The 25,459-nt window shown below is 64.6% G+C and carries 18 protein-coding genes and 1 pseudogene; 7 read left to right on the forward strand and 12 right to left on the reverse strand.

Translation table 11 applies throughout. The features are described 5' to 3' along the window. Positions 1 to 3: 3 nt before the first annotated feature. Positions 4 to 1,506: an exopolyphosphatase gene (ppx, locus tag ACVJ5M_RS28435; protein ID WP_041957841.1), complete on the forward strand. Its 1,503-nt coding sequence runs from the start codon at positions 4 to 6 to the stop codon at positions 1,504 to 1,506. On the opposite strand, the pseudogene ACVJ5M_RS28440 reads toward ppx, so the two are convergent. The 5 genes and pseudogenes from ACVJ5M_RS28440 to ndk form a co-directional block, all read right to left on the reverse strand. Further along, positions 1,503 to 2,651 (reverse strand): annotated as a pseudogene (locus ACVJ5M_RS28440) (PepSY-associated TM helix domain-containing protein). The gene ppx and the pseudogene ACVJ5M_RS28440 overlap by 4 nt on opposite strands. Before the next feature lie 30 nt (positions 2,652 to 2,681). Then, on the reverse strand, positions 2,682 to 4,298 hold the full coding sequence (locus ACVJ5M_RS28445; protein WP_456679637.1) for a TonB-dependent receptor: 1,617 nt from the start codon (positions 4,296 to 4,298) through the stop codon (positions 2,682 to 2,684). Beyond that, positions 4,270 to 4,905, reverse strand: coding sequence for a TonB-dependent receptor plug domain-containing protein (locus tag ACVJ5M_RS28450; RefSeq protein ID WP_456679546.1), 636 nt, complete (start codon positions 4,903 to 4,905; stop codon positions 4,270 to 4,272). Before ACVJ5M_RS28450 ends, ACVJ5M_RS28445 begins: the two co-directional genes overlap by 29 nt. Positions 4,906 to 5,351: 446 nt before the next feature. Next, positions 5,352 to 6,212 carry a TerC family protein gene (locus ACVJ5M_RS28455; protein ID WP_063983672.1) on the reverse strand — a complete coding sequence of 287 codons (861 nt, stop codon included), beginning with the start codon at positions 6,210 to 6,212 and terminating at the stop codon, positions 5,352 to 5,354. A gap of 41 nt (positions 6,213 to 6,253) precedes the next feature. Further along, positions 6,254 to 6,676 (reverse strand): nucleoside-diphosphate kinase, encoded by a 423-nt coding sequence (gene ndk / locus ACVJ5M_RS28460; RefSeq protein ID WP_027535388.1) that lies wholly within the window; start codon positions 6,674 to 6,676, stop codon positions 6,254 to 6,256. A 310-nt stretch (positions 6,677 to 6,986) separates the two neighbouring features. Between ndk and ACVJ5M_RS28465 the strand changes: the two genes are divergently transcribed. The 3 genes from ACVJ5M_RS28465 to ACVJ5M_RS28475 all read left to right on the forward strand — a co-directional run bounded on the left by ACVJ5M_RS28465 (position 6,987) and on the right by ACVJ5M_RS28475 (position 9,550). After that, positions 6,987 to 7,241, forward strand: coding sequence for a hypothetical protein (locus tag ACVJ5M_RS28465; RefSeq protein WP_038931848.1), 255 nt, complete (start codon positions 6,987 to 6,989; stop codon positions 7,239 to 7,241). A gap of 215 nt (positions 7,242 to 7,456) precedes the next feature. Then, complete coding sequence (locus ACVJ5M_RS28470; protein ID WP_166096073.1) at positions 7,457 to 7,630, forward strand: hypothetical protein; 174 nt, start codon at positions 7,457 to 7,459, stop codon at positions 7,628 to 7,630. 57 nt (positions 7,631 to 7,687) lie between these two features. Beyond that, positions 7,688 to 9,550, forward strand: coding sequence for an ABC-F family ATP-binding cassette domain-containing protein (locus tag ACVJ5M_RS28475; protein WP_063983674.1), 1,863 nt, complete (start codon positions 7,688 to 7,690; stop codon positions 9,548 to 9,550). An 83-nt stretch (positions 9,551 to 9,633) separates the two neighbouring features. On the opposite strand, the gene ACVJ5M_RS28480 is transcribed toward ACVJ5M_RS28475, so the two are convergent. The 7 genes from ACVJ5M_RS28480 to ACVJ5M_RS28510 form a co-directional block, all read right to left on the reverse strand. Beyond that, entirely contained in the window at positions 9,634 to 10,599 is a 966-nt protein-coding gene (locus tag ACVJ5M_RS28480; protein WP_063986418.1) for a tripartite tricarboxylate transporter substrate-binding protein, read from the reverse strand. A gap of 177 nt (positions 10,600 to 10,776) precedes the next feature. After that, positions 10,777 to 12,225 (reverse strand): HlyD family type I secretion periplasmic adaptor subunit, encoded by a 1,449-nt coding sequence (locus tag ACVJ5M_RS28485; protein ID WP_063983675.1) that lies wholly within the window; start codon positions 12,223 to 12,225, stop codon positions 10,777 to 10,779. Continuing rightward, entirely contained in the window at positions 12,212 to 14,344 is a 2,133-nt protein-coding gene (locus ACVJ5M_RS28490) for a type I secretion system permease/ATPase (RefSeq protein WP_231144892.1), read from the reverse strand. The genes ACVJ5M_RS28485 and ACVJ5M_RS28490 overlap by 14 nt, the downstream gene beginning before the upstream one ends. Before the next feature lie 27 nt (positions 14,345 to 14,371). Further along, positions 14,372 to 17,221, reverse strand: a complete 2,850-nt coding sequence (locus tag ACVJ5M_RS28495) for a beta strand repeat-containing protein (RefSeq protein WP_456679547.1) — start codon at positions 17,219 to 17,221, stop codon at positions 14,372 to 14,374. 498 nt (positions 17,222 to 17,719) lie between these two features. Next, the gene (locus ACVJ5M_RS28500) at positions 17,720 to 18,208 is read right to left on the reverse strand and encodes a hypothetical protein (RefSeq protein WP_028147753.1); all 489 of its coding nucleotides are present in this window, start codon (positions 18,206 to 18,208) and stop codon (positions 17,720 to 17,722) included. 166 nt (positions 18,209 to 18,374) lie between these two features. Beyond that, positions 18,375 to 18,827: a DNA polymerase III subunit chi gene (locus tag ACVJ5M_RS28505; protein ID WP_014495779.1), complete on the reverse strand. Its 453-nt coding sequence runs from the start codon at positions 18,825 to 18,827 to the stop codon at positions 18,375 to 18,377. Between the two features lie 6 nt (positions 18,828 to 18,833). Further along, on the reverse strand, positions 18,834 to 20,333 hold the full coding sequence (locus ACVJ5M_RS28510; RefSeq protein ID WP_063983678.1) for a leucyl aminopeptidase: 1,500 nt from the start codon (positions 20,331 to 20,333) through the stop codon (positions 18,834 to 18,836). Between the two features lie 341 nt (positions 20,334 to 20,674). Between ACVJ5M_RS28510 and lptF the strand changes: the two genes are divergently transcribed. From lptF to ACVJ5M_RS28525, 3 genes are read left to right on the forward strand one after another with little or no spacing between them, the layout of a single operon-like run. Continuing rightward, positions 20,675 to 21,844 carry an LPS export ABC transporter permease LptF gene (gene lptF, locus ACVJ5M_RS28515; protein WP_063983679.1) on the forward strand — a complete coding sequence of 390 codons (1,170 nt, stop codon included), beginning with the start codon at positions 20,675 to 20,677 and terminating at the stop codon, positions 21,842 to 21,844. Next, on the forward strand, positions 21,841 to 22,938 hold the full coding sequence (lptG, locus tag ACVJ5M_RS28520; RefSeq protein WP_063983680.1) for an LPS export ABC transporter permease LptG: 1,098 nt from the start codon (positions 21,841 to 21,843) through the stop codon (positions 22,936 to 22,938). The genes lptF and lptG overlap by 4 nt, the downstream gene beginning before the upstream one ends. Continuing rightward, entirely contained in the window at positions 22,938 to 25,424 is a 2,487-nt protein-coding gene (locus ACVJ5M_RS28525; protein ID WP_063983681.1) for an LPS-assembly protein LptD, read from the forward strand. Before lptG ends, ACVJ5M_RS28525 begins: the two co-directional genes overlap by 1 nt. Positions 25,425 to 25,459 lie beyond the last annotated feature (35 nt).

Consider the following 25,459-nt stretch of genomic DNA (forward strand, 5'->3'; position numbering starts at 1 on the left):
GACGTGAAGCGGCCGCGTAAGCGCGGCTCGAGCGTCGCGGTCATCGATATCGGTTCCAACTCTGTCCGTCTCGTCGTCTACGAGGGACTGACGCGGAGCCTCATTCCGATCTTCAACGAGAAGACGCTGTGCGGCCTCGGGCGCGAGGTGCAGAGCACGGGCCTGCTTGCTCCCGATGCCGTCGACAAGGCGCTGACCTCGCTGAAGCGGTTCCGGGCGCTGTGCCGCGTCATGCAGGTCGGTCGCGTGTTTGCGATTGCGACCGCAGCCTGCCGCGATGCCTCCAACGGCCCCGACTTCATCGCGAAAGCCGAGCGCATCTGCGCCGTGAAGATCGAGATCCTGTCGGGCCCGCGCGAGGCGCGGCTGTCGGCGCTCGGCGTGATCTCCGGCATCCATCATCCCGACGGCATCGTCGGCGATCTCGGCGGCGGCTCGCTCGAGCTGATCGACGTGCGCAAGAACAGCGTGCGCAGCGGCGTGACGCTGCCGCTCGGCGGCCTCGCGCTCCAGGACCTCGCGCACAAATCGCTCAAGCGCGCCGACCGTATCGTGCGCGAGGAGCTCGACGAGGTGCCGCAGCTCACCGCCGGCCGCGGCCGCACCTTCTACGCCGTCGGCGGCACCTGGCGCGCGCTCGCGCGCATCCACATCATCCAGAGCGGCTATCCGCTCCAGGTGATGCACGGCTACTCCATTTCCGCAGCTGAAGCGCTCGACTTTTCGCGTCGTCTCCGCCGGCTTGCGGCCGCCGACATGCTGGCCGACATCGAGATCGTCGCGGATGCCAGGCGCCCGCTCCTTACCTATGCGGCGCTGGTGCTCGAGCACATCATCCGCGTGGCGAAACCCAAGTCCATCGTGTTCTCGACCTTCGGCGTGCGCGAGGGCCTCTTGCACGAGAAGCTGTCGGAATCCGAGCGCAACAAGGACGGGCTGATCTGCGCCGCGGAAGAGCTCAATCAGCTGCTGTCGCGTTCGGCAAAGCACGCCCGCGAGCTGATCGCCTGGACCGACCGCCTCGCGCGCGTGGTGAAGCTGCGCGAGACCGAAGAGGACCGCCGCTTGCGCCACACCGCGTGCCTGCTCTCCGACATCGGCTGGCGCGTGCATCCCGACCATCGCGGCGAGCAGACGCTGAGCTTGGTCGTCAACGGCAATTTCGGCGCAATCACCCACACCGAGCGCGCCTTCGTCGGCCTGTCCGTGTTCTACCGCTATGCGGGCCTGAGCGAGGAGAACCAGCCGCCGGTGACCATGCAGGAGCTGCTGACACCTGCCCAGCTCGAACGCGCCCGTCTGCTGGGCGCGGCGTTCCGCGTCGCCCATCTGATCTCGGCGGCACGTCCGGGTGTGCTGCCGGCCACGCATTTCCGCAGCCAGGGCCGCAATCTGATGCTGGTGTTCGAGCACCGGCTCGTCGACCTCGTCGCCGACCGCGTCGGCAGCCGCTTCCGCGCCCTCGCCCGCCTGATCGGCCGCTCCGGCTCGATCGTGCGGCGCTAGACTCGCCAGCCGGTCCTAATCCTCCCTGGACGCTTCTTGAGCCACATGATCGCGCCGCTGATGAACAGGGCGAGAGGTGCGAAGCCGGTTGCGAACACGAACAGGCGCCCGATCAGCCCGAACGTCGCGCCGTTATGGATCCAGAGCTGTTCGGCCAGATAGCGATCCCCCATCGACATCGCGGCCGAAGTGCGATCGTGCACCACTGCGCCACTCCATGGATCGAGCCAGATCGCCCCCCGGGCACGTACCGCGGGATCAGCACCCGCGGCCCGGAACTGCACCCGCCACGTGTTGCGCGTTTCGGTGGGCGGGCTCAGCATGGCAACCGCCATGCCCGGCTTGGCCGCTTGCGCGCTCCGCATGATCGCATCGGGTGATAGCGGCGGTGTCCCCGTGGGGGGCGGCGCTTCGATCCGCGGCGACGGATCGGCTGTCGGTTGCGACACAAGGCCAACGATGGGACGCACGACGTCGGGAAAAATAATCCCGACGCCGGTCATCGAGATCACCGTGAGCGCGAGCAGCGCCCAAAAGCCGGCCGTGCCGTGGACGTCGAAAACAAATCGAAGCAGCGAAACGTCCTTCCGGACCGACACTGATCGCCAGAATCGACCCGGCCTCGGCCACTACAAGATGACGCCTGACATGGCCAGGCCGAGCAGCATGAACCCGACAACGCCGACCAGCTCTTTGCCCCACCACTCGTAGAGCAGCAGCGTGTAGTGCAGACGATAAACCTTGAGGGAGAACGCGTTGACGTAGTCACGCCGCCCGAGCACCTTCCCGTTCGAAGGATCGACCATGGTCGTCCAACGATTCGGGTAGCGGCCTTTCGCAGTTTCATGCGCATGTATCACGACCCAGACCGGCCAGGTCCGATCCGGCGCGAGGATCGTGGCAATCGGCGCGGGATCCGCTGCCGCGGCCGCGCGCATCACCTCGCTCAACGTAGCCTCTCGTTCCCGACCTGCGGGAGTGTAAAGCGCCGGGTTCAGGGCGGCGTCGATTTCCCGATAGAAGACGATGAAGCTACCCGTGAGGCCGATCAGCACCACGACGATGCCGCCGAGCAATCCGAGCCATCGATGAGCCCACAGAAGCCTACGCCGTGCGCGTCCGGTGAGGTTCGGGGCCGGCAACATCGCCGTTGCACGCGTCAAAGCCGACCCGCCTCAGAAATCCGTCGACATCGACAATAGCAGGGTTCGCGGTACACCTTGCGACAATGCGGAGAAGCTCGCCACGCCAGCCCAGTAATTGGTATCGAACACGTTCTGAACCAGGGCCCGAAGCGTCACCGGCCGGTTGTTGATCCGCGTGTTGTAGCGGGCACCCAGGTCGAGCCTCGTCCAGGCCGGAACGACCTGCATGTTCGCCGCATCCAGATATTGGTGTCCCGTATAGATGGTGTTTGCGACCAGCGTCAGTCCGGGCGCGAACGGGGTGTCCCATTCAGCGGACAGGTTTGCCTGCACCTGAGGCACACCGATCGGCGTCTTGCCGAGATTGGTTGGCGTGCTTGTCTTTGTCAGCTCCGCATCGATCAACGTCACGCCGCCAAGGACCCGTATGCCCGGCTGCACCTCTCCGAATACGGTGAACTCCAGGCCGCGATTGCGCTGTTCGGCGTCCGCCCGGAAGATCTTGTCGACGCCCAATTGTCCCGACGGCTTGGTGATCTGGAACACGCTGATCGTGGTGGCCAGCATTCCGAAGTCGACCTTGACGCCTGCCTCGTGCTGCTTGCTGAAGTAAGGCGCAAGAACTTCCCCCTGATTGCTCGCGGTCGTCGGTGCGACGTCGCCCTTGCTGAGCCCTTCGATGTAGTTGGTGTAGAGCGAAACGTTGCTCCAGGGCTTGACGACGAGGCCGACCATCGGCGTGAGCGCCGTCTGGTCATAGGAGGACGTGACCGCTCCCGTGTTGGTATTGAAGTTGTTGGACTTCACCCCCTGCTGGCGCACGCCGACGGTCAGCTGAAGGCGCTCCTGAAAAACCGACAAAGTGTCAGCCAGCGCAAGGCCGGTCAATTCGGTATCCGAAAGCTTCGGAACAGTCGCGGGAGCAGCAACGAGCTGCTCAGGACGGGCGATCGGCGCATAGATGTTGGACAGAACCGGCGTCCCGGACACAGAGCCCCGTGAGATCTGATCCGTGTAGTAGCTGCCCTGGAAACTCACGGCGTGACTGATCGCGCCGGTTTCAAACCGGGCGCGCACACCGGCGTCAGCGACATTCCTGTCGATATCGAATTTGAAGCGTCCCGGTGTCGACGTGGTGTTGCCGGCCGCGTTCAGGATCGTCGGCGTGCCGAACAAGCGATCGACCTGGGTCCTGCCGCCACCGCCGTCGGCGAACACCGTCACGGAATCCGTCACATCGTATTCGGCGCGCGCCAGCAGCGAGTTGTCATGAACCTTAGCCCATTCCCAGGCCTGCGTGACATTGCGCCTCCCGACCGGCGCGGTCGGGACAGCTACGCCTGTTGCGACCAGAAACGGTCTCGTGGGCGCGTCGAACTTTTCTTCCTGATCGATGAAGTCGAGCGATGCTCTGAATTTCTCACCGCGATAATCGAATGCGGCGGCGCCGACATGCGCCTCCCGGTTCTGGTTGTCCAGCGGCGTATCACCATTGTGATAGCTGCCATTGACGCGAATTCCGAATTCGCGGTTCTCGCCGAACCGTCGGCTGACGTCGAGATGCGTGCCGAACTGGCTGTTCGTCGCGTAGTCGGTCGTAACCCGTGTGAGATCGACATCAGAGGCACGCTTCGGGACGATATTGATGGTGCCCCCCGACGCTGCTGTTCGGGGCCATCCCGTAAAGCAGCGCGGTCGGGCCCTTGATGATCTCGATCCGTTCGACGTAGTCGGTGAAGACACGGTAGTTCGGCGCAACACCGTAGACACCGTTGAAGGCAATTTCTCCGACATTCCCCTCGCCGATCGGAAAGCCGCGGATGAAGAAGGAGTCGAGAATGCCGCCGGTCTGACCGGTGAAACGGACCGAAGGGTCGTTGCTGACGACGTCGGCTATCGTGCTGGCCTGTTGATCTTCGATTTTCTTCGCCGTGTAACTGGTGATGTTGAACGGCGTGTCCATGAAATCCCTGTTGCCCAGCAAGCCGATCTGGCCTCCGCGGGCGACCTGCCCGCCTGAGTAGGAGGGCGGGAGTGCGCCGGGCCTTGCGGCAGCGGGCTTCGCTTCCGCCTGCATCCTGGCCCGCTCATTCGCGGGCGCGCTTTGACGGCCCGCCCTTCGACTTGGGTTCAAACGCGGGCGTGCACGCTGCTTCGGCACGTCGGCAGTGACGGTCACCGCCGGCAAGGCTGTCGCCGTCTCCGGCGCAGCGCTTTGCGCGCTGGTGCGGTGAAGGAAGCCGTCGCCGAACAAGGCGATGGAGACCAGAGAGGCCGCGAAAGCCGTCGGTCTGGAGAACTTCGGATGGGATTTGACGGTAGCGGCAAGAATAGCAACAGGGCGGCAGGTGGCACTCGAAGACATTTCTCAACAGCTTCCGGTTTGACAGGAATAAATACCGGAGCGACGTGCCGCGGCACGAGCCGCCAAGTCAATAAAAACGCCTTTATTTTCAGTAGTTTATAATAAGTCAAAGTCTAAATCGCGCAGAGGTTGAGAGCGCTGTGGGTCACCCACGAAGTGCCGGACCGCACTGTGCGTGACCGCTTGACGCGCGAGTCCGCCATGAGGCGGCAATGCTCGCCGGCGTGCGGAGCTATGATGACCGGTTCAGTGGGGACGGCGACTGCCGGAATGATCGCGCGCAACACCTCTCCCCGCCGGGAAGAGGCAAGCAAAACCAGATCATGCCGCAGAGATTACTCTGCCGAAGCCTTGGCGTGGCGCTCGGAGGATTCCAGCGCGGCCGCGCTCAGGCTGCGCCGGCGCCAGATGCTGCCGACGACCAGCACGACGACGACGCCGAGAGCTGCGCAGAGATATTCGCCGCCTCCGCCGCCATGGGCGAATTGGGGCGGGATGCGAAGTGCGCCGAGCATGCTGTCCAGCGAGGCACCGAGCGGGCCGTCGAACAGCGTGTGCAGCTTCGGCGCGATGCCGGGATCGGTCGCGATCACCTCGCCCGAGATCCAGCCGAGCAGCGCTGCACCCGCCCAGACCAGGACCGGCAGCTTTGCGAGCAGCGCCATGATCAGCGCCGCACCGGCGACGATCAGCGGCACGCTGATGGCGAGACCGAGGATCAGCAGCGGCACGCTGCCATTGGCGGCGGCGGCCACCGCAATGACGTTGTCGAGACTCATGACGATGTCGGCGACGACGACGATCTGCACCGCTTGCCACAGATGCGAGGCGGACTCGACGCCGTCCTCGTCCTCGTTCTCCGGCACCAGGAGCTTCGCCGCGATCACGATCAGCGCGAGACCGCCGACGAGCTTGAGATACGGTAGCTCCATCAGGCTCGCGACGATGCCGGTGAAGATGATCCGCAGCAGCACGGCTGCGCCGGCGCCGAAGATCATGCCCCACAGCCGGTGCCGCGGCTTGAGGCCGCGGCAGGCGAGCGCGATCACCAGCGCGTTGTCGCCGGAGAGCAGGATGTTGATCCAGATGATCTTGGCGACCGCAACCCAGAAGGTCGGTTCGGCCATCTCGTTGCGAAACTGGGTGAAGAATGCCCCGATCGTTGCGGGATCGAAGATCTGCCAGAGCCAGTTCACAATACGTCCTTTCGCCCCGTCGATATTAACCTATCGGCTGATCAGCCGACGATCTCGTTGCCCGAGAAGAACTGCGCGATTTCGATCGCAGCGGTCTCCGGCGCATCCGAGCCGTGAGCGGAATTCTCGCCGATCGACTTTGCGTAGAGCTTGCGGATGGTGCCGTCGGCGGCCTTGGACGGATCGGTCGCACCCATCGCGTCGCGGTACTTGGCAATGGCGCCCTCGGCTTCCAGCACCTGGACCACCACGGGGCCCGAGGTCATGAACTCGACGAGCTCGCCGAAGAACGGGCGCGCCTTGTGCACGGCATAGAAGGTCTCGGCCTGTTCCTTGGTCATGCGGATGCGCTTCTGCGCGACGATGCGCAGGCCCGCCTTCTCGATCACGGCATTGACCGCACCGGTCAGGTTACGCGCGGTCGCATCGGGCTTGATGATCGAGAAAGTGCGTTCGATGGCCATAATCTTGTCCTTGAGAAGAAAGCGGTGGTTCGGAGTTGCCGGGCTTATATCGGCGCCATCGCCGGACGGCAAGCGACCGCAAAAACGGCCTCACAGGCGCTTCGCCGCAGGGCCCGCCCCGGATTCCAGCATGGATTACAACGATTTCATCCAGATGAACCCAATCTGAAACCCCCGTCAGGGTTCGGTTCAGCTTCGCCGGCGTAAGGTCGGGCCTATCGAAACCGAAGGCCCGATCATCAGGCAGACCGTTTCGGCGGCCTTTCCATCGACGCGATAGCCCCGCGCCGGCAGTCTTTAGGAGATCACCATGTTGAGGAAACTTTCGCTTGCCGCTGTCGCCGCGGTTGCGCTGGGTGCCGCGCTGGCGCCGACCTCCGCCTCCGCTCACTGGCATGGCGGCTGGGGCTGGCACGGCGGCGGCGGTGGCTGGCATCACGGCTGGGGTGGACCGCGCTTCTATGCCGGCGGCCCCGTCTCCTACGGTTATGGCGGCTGCTACGCGCGCCGGCTGGTCCCGACCCCCTGGGGACCCCGCTGGCGGCTGATCAACCGCTGCTACTGAGCCCGACAGCACCTTCCTGAGGTACCTAGGCCCCCAGGTACCTTCCAAGCGAAGCCCCGGCGTTCCCCTGCGCCGGGGCTTTGTATTTCGGCGGATATTGCCCGGCTTCATGCAATTTTTACTAGAGTGCCGGGCAATGTCCGCGAGCGGCGAAACCATTTGGGGGGCCAAGGACTTGGTAACGTGTCATCACCTTGAGAAGACGGAACCCCACAATGGCTGGCCTTTTTGCCAATGACAGCGAACAGATCGACCGGCGCACCAGCCGCTCGATCTGCGATGCGGTGGGCGAACGGCTTCAGCAGAGCCTGCGCCCCGAACCACGGCTCCCGACGCATCTCGAACAGCTCCTCGACGAGTTGAAGCAGCGCGACCGCGATTCGCACTGACGTGAGGCTCACGCAAAAACGGGTTGCGTTCGACGCGCCTTGCGGTGACAAGGCCGCATGCTTGCTATCACCGACCTCTCCATCCGCCTTGCCGGACGCCTTCTGATTGACCAGAGTTCCGTGCAGATCACGCCCGGCGCGCGCGTCGGCATGGTCGGGCGCAACGGCACCGGCAAGTCGACCCTGTTCAAGGTGATCCGCGGCGAGCTGGCGGCCGAGCACGGCACGGTCACCCTGCCGCCACGCTGGCGCGTCGGCAGCCTCGCGCAGGAGGCCCCGAACGGCCCCGAAAGCCTGATCTCCGTCGTGCTCAAGGCCGACCTCGAACGCGACGCGCTGCTTCACGAAGCGGAGAGCGCGACCGACCCGCACCGGATCGCCGAGATCCAGACCCGCCTCGTCGACATCGACGCCCATTCGGCGCCGAGCCGCGCGGCCGCGATCCTCTCCGGCCTCGGCTTCTCCGCCACCGACCAGCTCCGCCCCTGCGCCGAATTCTCCGGCGGCTGGCGCATGCGCGTCGCGCTCGCCGCCACGCTGTTCGCCGCCCCTGACCTCCTGCTGCTCGACGAGCCCACCAACTATCTCGACCTCGAAGGCACGCTGTGGCTCGAGGATCACCTTGCGCATTATCCGCGCACGGTGATCGTGATCAGCCATGACCGCGACCTGCTGGAAAGCTCGGTCGACCAGATCCTGCATCTGGAGCGCGGCAAGCTCACGCTCTACAAAGGCACCTATTCCTCCTTCGAGGAGCAACGGGCCATGCGCGAGCTGCTCGATGCCAAGGCGGTGAAGCGCCAGGAGGCCGAGCGCGCGCGGCTGCAGGCCTTCGTCGACCGCTTCAAGGCCAAGGCCTCGAAAGCGCGCCAGGCGCAATCTCGCGTAAAAATGCTGGAGCGGCTGAAGCCGATCACGGCGCTGGTCACCCAGGACGTGCGCGAAATCAGCTTTCCCGCGCCGGAGAAAATCCTGTCGCCGCCGATCATCGCCGCCGACAACGTCGTGGTCGGCTACGATCCGAACACGCCCGTGCTTAACCGCGTCACCTTGCGCGTCGACAATGACGACCGCATCGCGCTCCTTGGTTCCAACGGCAACGGCAAGTCGACGCTGGTGAAACTGCTCGCGGGCCGCCTCGCACCGTTCTCGGGCAAGGTGACGCGTGCCGACAAGCTCTCGATTGCCTATTTCGCCCAGCACCAGCTCGACGAATTGAACGAGGATGCCTCGACCTACGACCACGTCCGCAAGCTTATGGGTGAAGCGCCCGAGGCCAAGGTGCGCGCACGCGCCGGCGCCATCGGATTCTCCGGCAAGGCGGCCGATACCAAGGTCGGGAAATTGTCTGGCGGCGAGAAGGCGCGCTTGCTGCTGGGGCTGGCGACCTTCTTCGGCCCCAACATGATCATTCTGGACGAGCCGACCAACCATCTCGACATCGACAGCCGCGCTGCGCTTGCGGAGGCGATCAACGAATTCCCCGGCGCCGTCATCATGGTTTCGCACGACCGCTATCTGATTGAGTCCTGCGCCGACCAACTCTGGATCGTCGCCGACCGGACCGTGACCAATTACGACGGCGACCTCGACGAGTATCGCCGCCTGGTGCTGTCGGCGCGCAATGGCGAGCCCGTCCCGCGCGAGCGTAGCGCCGCGAGCGAGAAGCCGCAGCGCCCGAGATCGGACAATCGTGGCTCGCTGAAGAAGCGCATCGCGGAAGCCGAGAGCGAGATCGCCCGCGTCAGCGAGATCATCACCAAGATCGACACCGCGCTCGCCCTGCCCGACATCTTCACCCGGGATCCCAAGCAGGCCGCGCAACTGTCGAAGGCGCGCGCCAACGCCGCCGACGCGCTGGCGCGCGCGGAGGAACTGTGGCTGGAGGCGAGCACGCAGTTCGACGAGGCGGCGGGCTAGACTCAAAATCTGAAAAACAACCCCATGCACAGTAAGGGTAATAAATTACCTGCATGCAAGCCGCTGAGCAGTTGGCCCTTTACTCAATCGGCATACTGCCCCGCTGCCTTGATGATCGGCGCCCAGCGGTCGACTTCGCTGGTCAGCATCGCCCCGAGCGCCTCCGGCGTCGCCTTGTCCTGAGGGACCGGCTCGGTGTTGATGTCGTTGAACCGGGCGATCAACGCGGGATCCCTGAGCGCGGCCTGGAGCACCGCCGTCAGCTTCTGAACGACCGCGGGCGGCGTGCCCTTAGGGGCATAGAGGCCATGCCAGACGCCGAGCTCGAACCCCTTGAGGCCGGCCTCGTCGGCGGTCGGCAGATCGGGCAGGCTCTTCAGCCGCTCTTTTGTGGTGACAGCGTAGGCCTTGACCTGCTTGGCCGTGATCGGCCCGGTCGTGTTCGTCGCCTGGTCGCAGGTGAGATCGATCTGCTTGCCGAGCAGATCGTTCATGATCGGCCCATTGCCCTTGTAGGGCACCGTGGTGAGCTGCTTCTGGATCGCCGTCATGAACAGCATGCCGCACAGATGCGATGCCGCACCTAACCCGGCATTGGCGTAAGTCAGCTTGTCGCCCTGCTGCTGGGCGTAGACGACCAGTTCCTTGAGCGTGTCGGCCGGGAAGTCCGGACGCGCGATGATGGTCATCGGCGCATTGGTCACGAGCCCGATCGGCGCAAAGGCCGTCTTCGTGTCGTAGCTCAGGTTGCGATACAGCGTGGCCGCGGTCGAAATGCCGACATGATGGACCAGCAGCGTGTAGCCGTCCGGCTGGGCGCGCGCGGCGCGCGTCGTGCCGATCGTGCCGCCGGCGCCCGTCGCGTTCTCGACGATGATCTGCTGCCCGAGGGATTTCGCCATGCTTGCTGCGGTCAGACGCGCGATGGTGTCCGTCGGTCCACCCGCGGCGTACGGCACCAGCACGGTGATGGGCCTGGACGGATAGTCCTGGGCGACCGCCGCGCCGAGCGACAGAAGCAGAGCCGACACGATCGTGATGAAACGCATGTTCCCTCCAAGATTCTTTATCGCGCCATAAAAGCGCATCCCCGGCCGCACGGCCATCAGGAAAGCGACCTCTGCAAAAGTGTCGCAATCACGATGATCCGCGCCGAGAATGGCGACGTCGCCGGCGAGACGAATGGTGGGCAGGCGTGATACAGCTCCTCTGGAGCAAAATGGGATCTACCGCTCCCGCATGATCTCCTGTCGGTAGCGCTGAAGCGGAGACAACAGGTAGCTCAAAATGGTGCGCGAGCCGGTCCTGATCTCCACCGTCACGGCCATTCCCGGTGACAGGCTGACGAGGCGATCGTCCACCTGCATTTGCGTACGATCGAGCGAGATGCGTGCGCTGTAGCTCAGCTCCTGCCCGTTAGGCTCGCTGCTGTCGCGCGGCGTCCCGAGCGCGCGGTCGCTTCCCGGCGGACGGTCGCGGATGATGGCGTCCTGCGAGACGCTCAGCACCCGTCCCTCCAGCAGGCCGTAGCGGGTGAAGTTGAAGGTGTCGATCTTGACGGCGGCATCCTGCCCGGCCTCGACGAAGCCGATGTCGCGGTTGGAGATCATCGCCTCGACCTCGAGCCGCGTATCCGATGGCACGATCACCAGCAGCGATTGCGCGGGCGTGACCACGCCGCCCACGGTGTGGACCGCAAGCTGCTGCACGACGCCGTCGACCGGCGAGGTCAGCTGCTGCAGCCGGGTCCGCTGCTGCGCCTTGATCAGATCGCGCGCGACGCCATTGGCTTTCTGCTCGCTCTTGGCGAGTTCGTCGGACAGGCTCTTGCGATACTCAGCCACGGCCTGGGTGCGGGTCTCCCGGATCGCGGCGACGGCCGCCTCGGCTTCCTTCAGATGGCTGCTCTGGACGCGAAGCTCCTCCTGCTGCTCGATCAGAAGCTGAAGGGTCTCGTAATAGGTCAGCTTCGAGCCGATTTCCTTCTCCATCAGAATCTTGCGGATATCGACGCGCTGCTGGGTGACGGGGAGCAACGCATCCAGCTTGTGGATCGTCGCCGCAATGGTCTGATGCTCGGCCTCCTTCTGCGCCTGCTGGCGCGCAAGCGACGCCAATTTGGCGCGATGCTCGCTGACCTGATTGGCAAGAAGCTGCCGCTGTGTCGCGACCAGCGAGGGATCGGCATCCGCAGGCGGGACGAGATCGGTGGAGGCATCTTCGCCGCTTGCCAATGCGGCGCGGAGACGCGCCATATTGAGCCGTTCGGCCATGAGATCGTCATGCAGGTGATCGCGCTCCGCGGCATTCACGGTCGGATCGAGCTCGATCAGCACGTCGCCCGATTTGACCGCCTGCCCGTCCTGTACGTGGATGGCGCGCACCACCCCGGTCTCGAACGGCTGGACCACCTTGCTTCGCCCGCTCGACACCACCTTCCCGGTTGCGGACGCCACGATGTCGATCGTGCCCCATGCCGACCACGCGAGTGCCGCGCAGACAAGGAGCATCAGGGCGATCGCGATGGCCCGGCCGATCGGTGACGGTGGTGCCTCGGCAATCTCCAGCGCCGCGGGCAGGAAGGCGATCTCTTCAGTGCGCCGCCCCTTCGCTTTCCGGAAGGGAACGACGGTCTGCTCCGGCCGCGGGGCCGGCGCCGCGCTAGCCAACCTCATAGATCCCTCCCTGGAGACGATGCAGGGCCGCGTATCGGCCGCCGGTCTTGATCAACGCGTCATGCGTGCCGTCCTCGACCAGACGGCCGCGCTCGAGCGTGAAGATGCGATCGGCGCCGCGGACGGTGGACAGCCGATGCGCGATGATCAGAACGGTGCGGCCCCTGGCGATCTCCTTCATGTTCTCATGGATGATCCGCTCGCTTTCATAGTCGAGCGCGCTGGTCGCTTCATCGAAGATCAGGATGCGGGGATTGGTCACCAATGCGCGGGCGATCGCGATGCGCTGGCGCTGCCCGCCCGAGAGCGTCGAGCCGCGCTCGCCGACGACAGTGTCGTAGCCTTCGGGAAGCTCCAGAATAAACTCATGCGCGCCAGCAAGTTTTGCTGCGTCCATGACGCGGTCCATTGGCAGGGTCGGATCGGCCAGCGCGATGTTGTCGCGCACCGAGCGGTTGAACAGCATGTTGTCCTGGAGCACCACGCCGATCTGGCGGCGGAGCCAGGCCGGATCGGTCATCACCAGATCCATTCCGTCGATCAGCACGCGGCCGCCTTGCGGAACGTAGAGCCGCTGCACCAGCTTGGCGAACGTGCTCTTGCCCGAGCCCGACGATCCGACGATGCCGACGGTTTGCCCGGCCGGAACATCGAACGAGACGTCATGCAGGATTTCCGGCCCATCGAGCCGGTAGCGGAACGACACGTGCTCGAACCGGATATTGCCCCGGATCGGCGGCAGCCCCGCACGCGCCGCCGAATAAGCCGGCTCTGCCGCGCTGTTGAGGATGTCGCCAAGCCGCGCGATCGAGAGCCGCGCCTGATGAAAATCCTGCCAGACCTGTGCCAGCCGCAGCACGGGCGCCGAAACGCGCCCCGCAAAAATGTTGAAGGCTACGAGCTCGCCGACGGTCAATGCATCGCCGATCACGAGGCGCGCGCCGACATAGAGAATGGCGGCGGTCACGACCTTGCTGACGAACTGGACGAGTTGGCTTGCGGTGTTGCCGAGGCTGGTGACGCCGAAGCTCGCCGAGACATAGCCGGCGAGCTGCTCTTCCCAGCGGCGTTGCATCTGCGGCTCGACCGCCATCGCCTTCAGCGTCTCGATGCCGCTGACGCTCTCGACCAGAAAAGCCTGGTTCTCGGCGCCGCGGCGGAATTTCTCGTCCAGCCTGCGGCGAAACAGCGGCGTCGCCACCGCCGAGATCGCGATGTAGAACGGGAACGATGCCAGCACGATGCAGCTCATCAACGGCGAATAGGCGAACATCACCGCCAGGAATACCGAGGTGAAGAACAGGTCGATGAGCAGCGTCAGCGACGAGCTGGTGATGAAGTTGCGGATGTTCTCGAGCTCGCGAACCCGCGCCACGGAATCGCCGACACGCCGCGCCTGAAACCATGCCATCGGCAATGCCAGAAGGTGATGGAACAACCGCGCCCCCAGCTCCACGTCGATGCGGTTGGTCGTATGCGCAAACAGATAATTACGCAGGATACCCAGCACCGTGTCGAACAGCGAGACGACGACGAGACCGATGACGAGCACGTCGAGCGTGGACAGCGAGCGGTGGACCAGCACCTTGTCGATCACGACCTGGAAGAACAGCGGTGAGACCAGCGCGAAGAACTGCAGAAAGAACGAGGCGGCCAGCACCTCGCCGAACAGCCGCCGGTATTTGCCGATCGCGCCGATGAACCAGGTGATATCGAAATGGCGCCCGAGGTCGGAGAGCCCGGCGCGCCGGGCCATCAGGATCAGTCCGCCGTCCCAGATCGCGCACAGCTCGTCGCGCTCCATCAGCACCGGGCGCTGGGCCTGCGGCGATTGCACCAGCACCTTGTCAGCGGAGGCCTTTGCGATGACCATGAAGCTGCCGTCGCGCAGCACTGCGATCGCCGGCAGCGGGCTGCCCGACAGACGACTCCACTGCGTTCGATAGGTTCGTGCCTTGAGGCCGAGAGATTTGGCGCAGCGGATGATCTCCGCTGCGCCAAAGATAGCCGTTCCGGTCCGGTGCCTGAGCTGGTCGCGGTCGGCCGCAACACCCTGCAAATGCAGCAGGGTGAGCAGCGCGTCCAACCCCGTATCGGTCGAGACCGCGTTCGTGGTCATGGGCGTTCTCCGGGCCGGAGCCTAGTGTCAGGCGTGCTGCGGCGGTGCGAGGGTCTGGCTCTGCGCCGCGTGTGGATCGGGCAACGGCATCTCGCCGTGACCGTCACCTGCCGGAACGAGGTTTGCCGCCATGGCCTGGTTGAGCAGCATCGCGGCCGCCATCGCCCCGCCCCCGTTGATGACGACGTTGTTGCCGGGGCCACCGTCGAGGACGTCCTGTCCGCCGCCACCGATCAGCACGTCGTCACCCGCCCCGCCCGCGAGCGTGTCGTTGCCGGGGCTGCCGATCAGGACGTCATCGCCATTGCCGCCATTGGCGACGAGCTGGATGCCGCCGTGCAGACCGGAGGCCGTGATGACGTCATCGCCATCGAGGCCGTTGATCACGATCCTGTCACCTGTGCCGGCATCGGTGATGTTGATGTCCTGGCCAAGCCCCGACACCGTAATGATGCCGTCGTGCTCGGTCACCGTGATGACGTCGCTGCCGCTGGTTCCGTTGATCGTCACCGTATCCGCGGCGCCGTCATTGGCGCCGAGGTCGAGGTTGACCTGATTCACGCCGGTCCCGGAGAGGTCGCCGACCGTGATGTTGTCGGCACCACCGAGGGCGTTGAAGTTGATATGCTCGACGCCGTTGAGGTCCATCGCGATGGCAGCAACATCGCGGGTGAACAGCACCCGGCCGCCATTGGCCGAGATGTTGATGTTCTCGTTGATGTTGGCGCCGTTGAACAGCAGCGTATCGGTACCCTTGCCGCCTTCGACAATGTCGCTGCCGTCGCCGGGATTCCAGACGAAGGTATCATCGCCAGCGCCGAGAAGAGCGACGTCGTTGCCGCGGCCGCCGTTCACAATGTCATTGCCGGCACTGCCGGTGATGGTGTCGTTGCCGTCACCGCCGTTGATGTTGAGGCTGAACGGCTGCCCCGCCTTGATGGACGAGGCATTGATGACGTCGTTACCGCCTCCGCCGTTGACGGTCAGGACGTCACCGGCATCGGCGTGAGCGATGGTCACCTGCGCCGCAAGGCCGTTGACAACGATCGATCCGCCAGCGGTCGTGACCGAGATGTTGTCATCGCCTGCGGTGCCGTTCACGGTCACACGATCTGCCGCACCGTCACCACTCTGGCTGCCGGGGCCGGCACTGAGGTCGATCGCCACCTGCGTGACGCCGGTGCCGGAGAGATCGTTGACGGTGATGTTGTCGGCGCCGCCGGCGGCAGCGATCTGCACATGCTCTACGTCGTTGAGATCCATGGTGATGGCACCGACGTCGCGGGTGAGAAGCGCGCGGCCGCCATTCGCCGAGATCGACATGTTCTCCGCGACATTGGAGCCGTTGAACACCAGCGTATCCGTTCCCGCGCCACCTTCGACGGTGTCGCTACCGTCACCGGGATTCCACGTGAAGAGGTCGTCGCCTGCGCCGAGAAGAGCGACGTCGTTGCCGCTGCCACCGGTGACCTTATCGTTTCCGTCGCCGCCGATCAGGGTGTCGGCGCCCTGACTGCCGGTGATGGTATCGTTGCCCGCGCCGCCGTCGATGGTCAGCCCAATCGCCGCAGCAAGTAGCGATGCATCGATGACGTCGTTGCCGCCGAGCGCCTGGATCACCAGCCGGTCGTTGGCAGCTTCCGCATTCGCGATCGTCACGACTTCGGGCAGGCCCGTCACCGTCACGGTCGTCCCGTTGGACGTGACCTCGATGTGCTGGCCGCCGTTAGTGCCGTTGACGGTCACCGTGTCGGCCGCGCCGTCGCCTTGCGTGCCGCCGGGAACGGCTCCGAGATCGACCAGCACCTGCTTGACGCCGGTCCCGGAGAGATCGCCGACGGTGATGTTGTCGGCGCCGCCGCGTGTATCGAATTCGATCTGCTCGATGCTGTTGAGGTCCATCGTGATGTTGGCGACGTCGCGGGTGAAGCGCACCCGGCCGCCATTGGCCGAGATGTTGATGGTCTCGTTGATGTTGGCGCCGTTGAACAGCAGCTTGTCGTTGCCCGATCCGCCTTCGACCGTGTCGCTGCCGTCGCCGGGATTCCAGATGAAGGTGTCGTCGCCCGTCCCTAGTTGCGCGACGTCGTTGCCGCGCCCGCCATTGACGATGTCGTCGCCGCTGCCGCCGATCAGGAGGTCATTGCCGTCGCCGCCGGTGATCCTGTCGTTGCCGGCGCCGCCATCGAGCGTCAGCGAGATCAGGCTGGCGAGTCCATTGCTTGCGGTGATGACGTCGTCGCCGCCGCCGGCGTGCAGCACGAGATTCTCCGTCGTGCCGATGTCGAGCGAAAATGGCGCGGCGCCTGTCCCATCGAATCGCACGCGCGTGCCGTTCGCCGTGATCGTGAACGTCTCCGGGTCATTGCTTCCGTTGACCTGCGCGGTGTCGTTGCCGTCACCGCCCTCGAACAGGTTGGTGCCGCCCCCCGGATTCCAGATCATGAGGTCGTTGCCCGCTTCGCCGAACAACTGGTTGTCGCCGCTGCCGCCGTCCAGCGTGTCGTTGCCCGCGCCGCCGAACAGCAGATCGTTGCCGCCGCCGCCCTTGATCGTATCGTCGCCGGCCTGCCCAAACAGCAAATCGGCACCTGAGCCGCCCGTGATCCTGTCATTGCCGTCGCCGCCGAAAATGTGCACCGCGGGCATTGGGCCGTTGGATTCGTTAACGGTGATCGTGTCGTCGCCGCCCTGACCGAAGATGTCGATCTCATTGGTGTTGGCCACGGTGGGATCGCCACCGATCGTCTTCACCTGCCCGTTATTGATGAGAATGCGGCCCGACTTGTCGCGGCTGATCACGACGCCGTTATTGGCGCTGTCGCCGAAAATGGTGAGCTGGCCCGTAACCGGGGAGAAAACAGAGGTAGTAGACATCCAAATATTCCTTCGATCGATCTAGCCCCTCCCCTCGATGCGTAGCAGTGGTGCGGATGTCTTACTTGAAGCACTGCTTTAGACACGCGTGATTATTCTGGAGATTTCCTCCAGTTTTCCTCCGGGCTGGTTTCGACAGCGGATGCAAACGCTCTCACATCACGAATTGCCGATCACTTATAACGGCAGCGTGACTTTCGAAGGCGCGCGCGAGTCCCACCAACACATTGATGCGCGCGCAGAAGCCACAGCTCGAAGCGACGACGCATTCGTTTTGATGAGATGGCGAATTCGATCGGTGCTCTCGTGCGCCGGACACAGCGCAGCACGATAGTGGTGCGCTGCTGAGCCGGGGCTCATGATCGAGAGAGACTGGATCGAGAGAGACTTGATCGAGAGAGACCTGGTCCCGGCTCTGCGCAGCAGCCCATAGCGCGTCGAAGACGCGCGTGAACGCGCTGATGGCGCTGCAGCGCGTCCGGGACGCGAGAGTTCGCCTTACGCCGACTTCTTCTTCGGCTTCGGCTTGGTCGCCTTCGGCATGACAGGCGCTTCCGGCGTGCCCTCGATCGAGGACAGACGGCCGGACGTGAAGGTGTAGATGCCTGCGCGCGGACCGGTGCTCCAGGTGACCACGGCAACGCGCCGACCGGCGGCATCACTGGAGAGATTGACGGTCGAGGGCGCCCCGATGCCGCGCACCACATCGCATTCGGTGTGACCGAGCGCGACCGTGCCGCCCATGGGCGCCGGCGCCGTCGTCGAAGCATTGGCGTCAGCCGGCCCAGGGGGCGGCGTCATGCCGGGACAGGCGCCGTCGGCGCTGACCAGATCCTCGGCCGTCACGGGCTTGTCGGGGGTCAGTGGTGGCGATTCGATTGAGATGCTCTTGATGAACAGGCGGCTCGGCGTGTTGAACCACTGGGCATCCTTGGACAACAGGTCGGTCCCCGAGCAGCCCGCGAGCAGCGGTGCTACGGCAGCCAACGCAACTATGAGCGAGCTGGGAAGCTTTTGATGTCGCACGATAAACTAAATTCCCCGCATGAAGGACCGGCCCTAAGCGATTGTCCCAACATCACTTTGCGGCACGAAGGTGACAAAAGCCAGCATCGCCCGAAAAGTGCAAATTATCATTAATTGCAGACGACCGCTAATTCCGGCGCTGCCAACGGCCCCGTTCGTCGGCCTGCCAATAGGTGACATCAAATCCCCGCGCCTTGCAATCCGTCCAGGCGCTCCGGGCAAACGCCAGCGCATCCGGATCGTCGCCGTTGAACAGCAGCACCATGCGTTCATAGCCCTGCGCGTCCTGCGGCAGCGCGGCGTTGTCGACCAGGAAGCGGACATTGGCGCCGTTGGGATTGTCCTCCTCGATCGCCAGCACGATCGGCTGATCGGCGGCATCGTTCACGCGCCATGTCGCGTGCGGCAAGAAGGAATCGTCGCGGTAGGTCCATAGGTGCGCGTCGAGCGCGTCGGCGCGCTCCGGCGAGGTCGACTGCACCACGACGCGCCAGCCGCGCTCGAGCGATTTCTCGAGAAGCGGCGGCAACACGTTCTCCACCGTCATGTTTTGCAGATGGTAGAAAAGGACTTCGGTCATCTCAGATCATTTGCGCTCGTAGTGGTCGGCGACCAGACGGTCGAGCAAACGCACACCGTAACCGCTTCCCCAGCTCTGGTTGATATCGGTCTTCGGCGCGCCCATCGCGGTGCCGGCGATGTCGAGATGCGCCCAGGGCGTGCCGTCGACGAAGCGCTGGAGGAACTGCGCCGCGGTGATCGAGCCGCCATGGCGGCCGCCGGTGTTCTTCATGTCGGCGAACTGGGAATCGATCAGCTTGTCGTATTCGGGGCCGAGCGGCATGCGCCAGACTTTCTCTCCGCTCTCGATGCCGGCCGCGAGCAGACGGTCGGCGAGCTCGTCATTGTTGGAGAACATGCCGGCATGCTCGGTGCCGAGCGCGACCATGATCGCGCCGGTCAGCGTCGCCAGATCCACCATGAATTTCGGCTTGGTCTTTTTCGCGACGTACCAGAGCACGTCCGCCAGCACGAGGCGGCCTTCGGCGTCGGTGTTGATGATCTCGATGGTCTGGCCCGACATCGAAGTGACGATGTCACCCGGCCGCTGCGCATTGCCGTCGGGCATGTTCTCGACGAGGCCAATGGCGCCGACCACGTTGGCCTTGGCCTTGCGCGCGGCGAGCGCGTGCATCAGGCCGACGACGCAGGCGGCACCGCCCATGTCGCCCTTCATGTCCTCCATGCTGCCGGCCGGCTTGATCGAGATGCCGCCGGTGTCGAAGCAGACACCCTTGCCGACGAAGGCGACCGGTGCCTCGCCCTTCTTGCCGCCGTCCCAGCGCATGATCACGGTGCGGCTCGGCCGCGACGAACCCTGGCCGACACCGAGCAGCGCGCCCATGCCGAGCTTGTCCATCGCCCTGACGTCGAGCACCTCGACCTTGACGCCGAGCTTGCGGAGCAGGCCTGCGCGGCGCGCGAACTCCTCGGGGAAAAGCACGTTCGGCGGCTCGTTGACGAGGTCGCGCGCGATGATCACGCCGTCGACGACATGGCCGGCCGAGGCAAACGCCTTCTTCGCCGCGGTGGCATCGCCGACCGCAAGCGAGACGTCGGCGCGCAAGCCGCCCTCCTCGCCGTCTTTCTTTTTCGTCTTGTAGCGATCGAACTTGTAGGCGCGCAGCCGCAGGCCCGAGGCGATCGCAACCGCCTGCTCGCTGGTCATGGCGCCATCAGGAAGTTCCGCGATGATGGTCATGGCAGCGGCCGCGGCCGAAAGCTTGCTCGCCGCCACGCCGCCGAATTTGAGGAAGTCGTTCGCCTTCAGGCTCGCCGCCTTGCCGGCGCCGATCACGACCAGGCGGGTGGCCTTCACCCCCTCCGGCGCCAGGATGTCCAGCGCGGCGCCGCTTTTGCCCTTGAAGCCGGCGGCGGAGGCCGCCCGCTTGACCAGCTCAGTGGCGCCACCGAGTGCCTTGGCCGTCGCCGGACCGAGCTTCAGAGTGTCGTCGCAGAACACGACCAGAATGCCACGGGCGGCAGCAGACAGCGGGACAAAGCCGACCTTGATGGCATCGGACATGGGTAACTCCTTCAAAACATCGGGCTTTTCGTCGCTGGGCGGACCCGGCCACGGGCCGGAGCTGAACGACGATTCACTGGACTTTCCCCACTATGGGCCACCTGCGCGGTGGCTGCCAAGCACCCCCGTGGCCGCCGGGCCACAACGAGGGAAATATTAACCATATATTGACGGCGCCACGGGGCAGCCATTTTGTTGATGGATCAAAGGGATGGTAGTGAGAGAGTAAGCCGGTGGAAGAGGTGGTTGGCCGACCTTGGGGATCTCCTGATCGGGGATTGGTTGGGCAGCCGAACTTCCGGCCTGCATTGCGGCGCTGGTGGGGATTCGTGCGGTAGCGCATGGGGTCAATCGATAGGTATATCTTCCGCACGACGCTGGCGTCGTTTGCGCTGGTCCTGGTCAGCCTCACCGGCGTGATCTGGATTACGCAGGCGTTGCGCGGCATCGACCTGATGACGAGCCAGGGTCAGACCATCCTGACCTTCCTCGGCATCACCAGCCTCGTCGTGCCGGCACTGGTCCTGATCATCTCGCCGATCGCGCTGATGATCGCGATCTCGCACACGCTGAACAAGCTCGCGACCGATTCGGAGATCATCGTGATGAATGCCGCCGGCTTCTCGCCGTTCCGGCTGTTCTATCCGTTCTTCTACGCCACCTGTGTCGTGGCGCTGCTGGTCGCCTTCATCGCGGCCTATCTCGCCCCCGACGGCATGCGGCGGATCAAGCAGTGGGACGCCGAGATCACCGCCGACGTGCTCACCAACATCCTCCAGCCCGGCCGCTTCGCCCAACTCGACAAGAACCTCACGATCCGGATCCGCGAACGCCAGCCCGGCGGCATCCTCGCCGGGATCTTCATCGACGATCGCCGTGATCCTAACGAGCGCGTCTCGATCGTCGCCGAGCATGGCGAGGTCGTGAAGAACGACAACGGCTCGTTCCTGGTGCTCAAGGACGGCAATCTCCAGCGCTTCGAGGCCGGCAAGCGCGATCCCGCGCTGGTGGCCTTCGGCCGCTACGGCTTCGACATGTCGAAATTCTCGGGCCAAGGTCACGACGTCACCCTCGGCATCCGCGAGCGCTATCTCTGGGAGCTGTTCTCCCCGTCCGAGGACGATCCGGTCTACAAGCAGATTCCCGGCCAGTTCCGCTCGGCTCTGCACGACAGCCTGCTGGCGCCGATCTATCCCTTCGCCTTTGCCGTGCTGACCTTCGCCTTCCTCGGCGCGCCGCGCACCACGCGCCAAAGCCGCAACTTCTCGATCGGCGGCTCCGTGATCGCCGTGTTCGGCCTGCGCATGGCGGGATTCGCCTGCTCGGTGATGGCGGTGAAGTCGCCTGGCCCAGTGCTGTTCCAATACGCGATGGTCCTGGGCGCCATCGGTGTCGGGCTGTGGTTGATCATCGGCGGCATCGTGGTCGAGCCGCCGCCCCGCCTCATGGAGGCCATCAACAGGTCGAACGCGCGCATCGCGCGGCTGTTCGGGCGGCCGGCCGCCGCATGAGCATGCTCACCAACACCCTCGGGCGCTATTTCGCCGGACGCTTCGTCGTCGCGGCGCTCGGCGTGTTCGCGGGCATCTTCCTGCTGCTGGTGCTGGTCGACTACATCGAGATGGTGCGCAAGACCTCAGGGCTCGCATCCGCCTCCGCGATCATGGTGGCCGAGACCTCGCTGTTCCGGGTCCCGCAATTGCTGGAGAAGCTGACGCCGTTCTGCATGCTGATCGGCGCCATGACCTGCTATCTCGCCCTCTCCCGCCGGCTCGAGCTCGTGGTCGCGCGCGCCGCCGGAATCTCCGCGTGGCAATTCATCTCGCCGGCTCTCGGCAGCGCGCTCCTGATCGGGGTGATCGCCACCGTCGCCTACAATCCGATGTCGGCGAACCTGCGCGAGCTGTCCAAGCGCATGGAAGCCGAGCTGTTCGGCTCGGCCCCCGGCGGCGGCATCCAGGACGCCTCCGGCTTCTGGCTCAACCAGGTCACCAATGACGGCCAGGTCATCATCAACGCGGCGCGCAGCGAGCAGCAGGGCGTCCGGTTGACCGGCCTGACCCTGTTCCGATTCGATACGGACTGGCATTTCAAGGAGCGGATCGAGGCGCGCGAGGCGGCGCTGGAGTCCGGTCACTGGCTGTTCAAATCGGTGCGCCGCTTCTCGCTGGATTCGCCGCCGATCGACCAGGCGACGTTGGAGATTCCGACGACGCTGACCGAAGCCCAGATCCGCAACAGCTTTTCCACACCCGAGACTGTGTCCTTTTGGCAACTACCGAGCTACATCCGCTCCTCGGAGAGCTCGGGCTTCGCGACAGCCGGCTATCGACTCCAGTATCACAAGCTCCTGGCACAGCCGTTTTTGCTGGCCGCCATGGTGATGCTGGCGGCTTCCGTGTCGTTGCGTTTCTTCCGGATGGGCGGCGTGCAGAAGATGGTTTTGAGTGGCGTGGGCGCAGGCTTTCTGCTCTACGTTTTGTCGAAAGTGACTGAAGACTTGAGCAAGGCTGAGTTGATGCATCCGATCGCTGCGGCGTGGTTGCCCGCGGTGGTGGGCGGCCTCACCGGCTTTTTGGCCTTGTTGTATCAGGAGGACGGTTAGTGACTGCCGTCCATCGAGGGCTCGTGTCTTGTTTGACGCAGCGTACTGTGGTGCGCGCGAACGGATACGGCTTGTCCATTCGCAGGCTCCTGCTGGCCGTCGCCGCCGTGGCGTCGCTCGGCGGGCTGATGGACGTTGCGGCCGTGACGCCGGCCTCCGCTCAGAGCTTCACCTACAATCCGCTGCCGCCGCGTGCGAAGCCGCCGAAGGTCGCCAACGACAACCAGATGCTGGTTCAGGCGACCGAGGTCGACTACGACTACAACAATTCGCGCGTCTCCGCGGTCGGTAACGTCCAGCTGTTCTACAACGGCACGAGCGTCGAGGCCGACAAGGTCATCTACGACCAGAAGACCAAGCGGCTGCATGCCGAAGGCAACGTCCGCATGACGGATGCCGACGGCAAGATCACCTATGCCGAGATCCTGGATCTCTCCGACGACTACCGCGACGGTTTCGTCGATTCGCTGCGCGTGGACACCGCCGACCAGACCCGCATGGCGGCGAGCCGCGCCGACCGCTCCAGCGGCAACTACACGGTGTTCGAGAACGGCGTCTACACGGCCTGCGCGCCGTGTAAGGACGATCCGAAGAAGCCGCCGCTGTGGCAGGTCAAGGGTGCGCGCATCATCCACGACCAGCAGGAGAAGATGCTGTATTTCGAGACGGCACAGCTCGAATTCTTCGGCGTGCCGATCGCCTACATGCCCTATTTCTCGACGCCCGACCCGACCGTGAAGCGCAAGACCGGCTTCCTGATGCCGGGCTTCACGTCGAACACGCCGTTCGGCTACGGTGTCGAAGTTCCGTTCTACTGGGCGATCGCGCCCGATATGGACATGACCTTCAGCCCGCGCATCACCTCCAGGCAGGGCGTGCTGTTCCAGGCCGAGTACCGCCAGCGCCTGATGGACGGCGCCTACCAGATCCGAGTCTACGGCATCGACCAACTCGACCCCGGCGCACTCGCCGGCCAGCCCGGCGACCGCCAGTTCCGCGGCGCCGTCGACACCAAGGGTCAGTTCGCGCTGAACGACAAGTGGGTCTGGGGCTGGGACGGCGTCGTCATGTCCGACTACTACTTCTTCTCGGACTACCGCTTGTCGCAATACCGCGATCCGCTGGGCTCGTTCCTGTATCTGCCGACCGACGCATTGTCGCAGCTCTATCTGACCGGCGTCGGCAATCGCAGCTTCTTCGATGCGCGCACGATGTACTGGCTGAGCTACTCGGGCAACCAGAGCCAGGTGCCGATCGTCTATCCCGTGATCGACTATTCGAACGTGCTCAACTATCCGGTGTTCGGCGGCGAGTTCAGCTACAAGACCAACTTCACCAACCTGTCGCGTGACACGGCGGTGTTCGATCCGATCACCACGCTCGCCAATACCGCCAGCCTGTGCACGACGACGTCGGCCGATCCGCTCGCGCGCACGCCGTCGCAGTGCTTGCTGCGCGGCGTCCCCGGCACCTACACCCGCCTCACGGCGGAAGCGCAGTGGCGCAAGTCCTACACCGACCCGTTCGGCGAGATCTGGACACCGTTCGCCAGCCTCCGCGCCGACGCGATCAACGCCTCGATCTCCAACCAGCCGGGCGTGTCGAACTACCTGCCGGTCGGCGACACCCAGGCGTTCCGCCTGATGCCGACCGTCGGCCTCGAATACCGCTATCCCTTCATCAACGTTCAGCCCTGGGGCTCGACCACCATCGAGCCGATCGCGCAGGTCATCATCCGGCCGAACGAGCCCTATGCCGGCAAGTTCCCGAACGAGGACGCCCAGAGCATGGTGTTCGACACCTCGAACCTGTTCAGCGTCGACAAGTTCTCCGGTTACGACCGCGTCGAGGGCGGCGGCCGCGCCAATGTCGGCGTGCAGTCCACCACGCAGTTCGACAAGGGCGGCGCCGTCAAGGTGCTGTTCGGCCAGTCCTACCAGCTGTTCGGCCTGAACTCCTACACGGTTCAGGACACCATCAACACCGGCCTTGATTCCGGCCTCGACAAGCCGCGCTCGGATTACGTGGCGAGCGCCAGCTACTCGCCCAACAGCACCTACACGTTCAGCGTCCGCTCCCGCATGGACGAGCAGACCTGGAACGTGCAGCGCTTCGAGGCGGAAGGCCGCGCCAACTTCAATCGCTGGTCGGTCAGCATGATGTACGGCAATTACGCCGAGCAGCCGGAGCTCGGCTATCTGACGCGGCGCGAGGGCATCCTGACCTCGGGCTCGATCAAGGTCGCGGCCAATTGGGTGGTGACCGGCTCGGCGCGCTGGGACCTCGAGGCCAACAAGATCAACCAGTATGTGCTCGGAGCGGGCTATGTCGACGATTGCTTCGTGCTCGGCGTGAACTATGTAACTTCGTATAGTTACTCTGCGGGCACGGCGCCGCCCGTACTGAACCACGCGTTCATGTTCCAGATTGGCCTGCGCACGCTGGCGACCTCGACCGGGTCCAGCTCGTCCGCCGGCTACCAATGAACCGTCTGAAATGACGGCCGGGCTCTCCCGAGAGC

It is taken from the genome of Bradyrhizobium sp. S3.7.6, assembly GCF_054061875.1.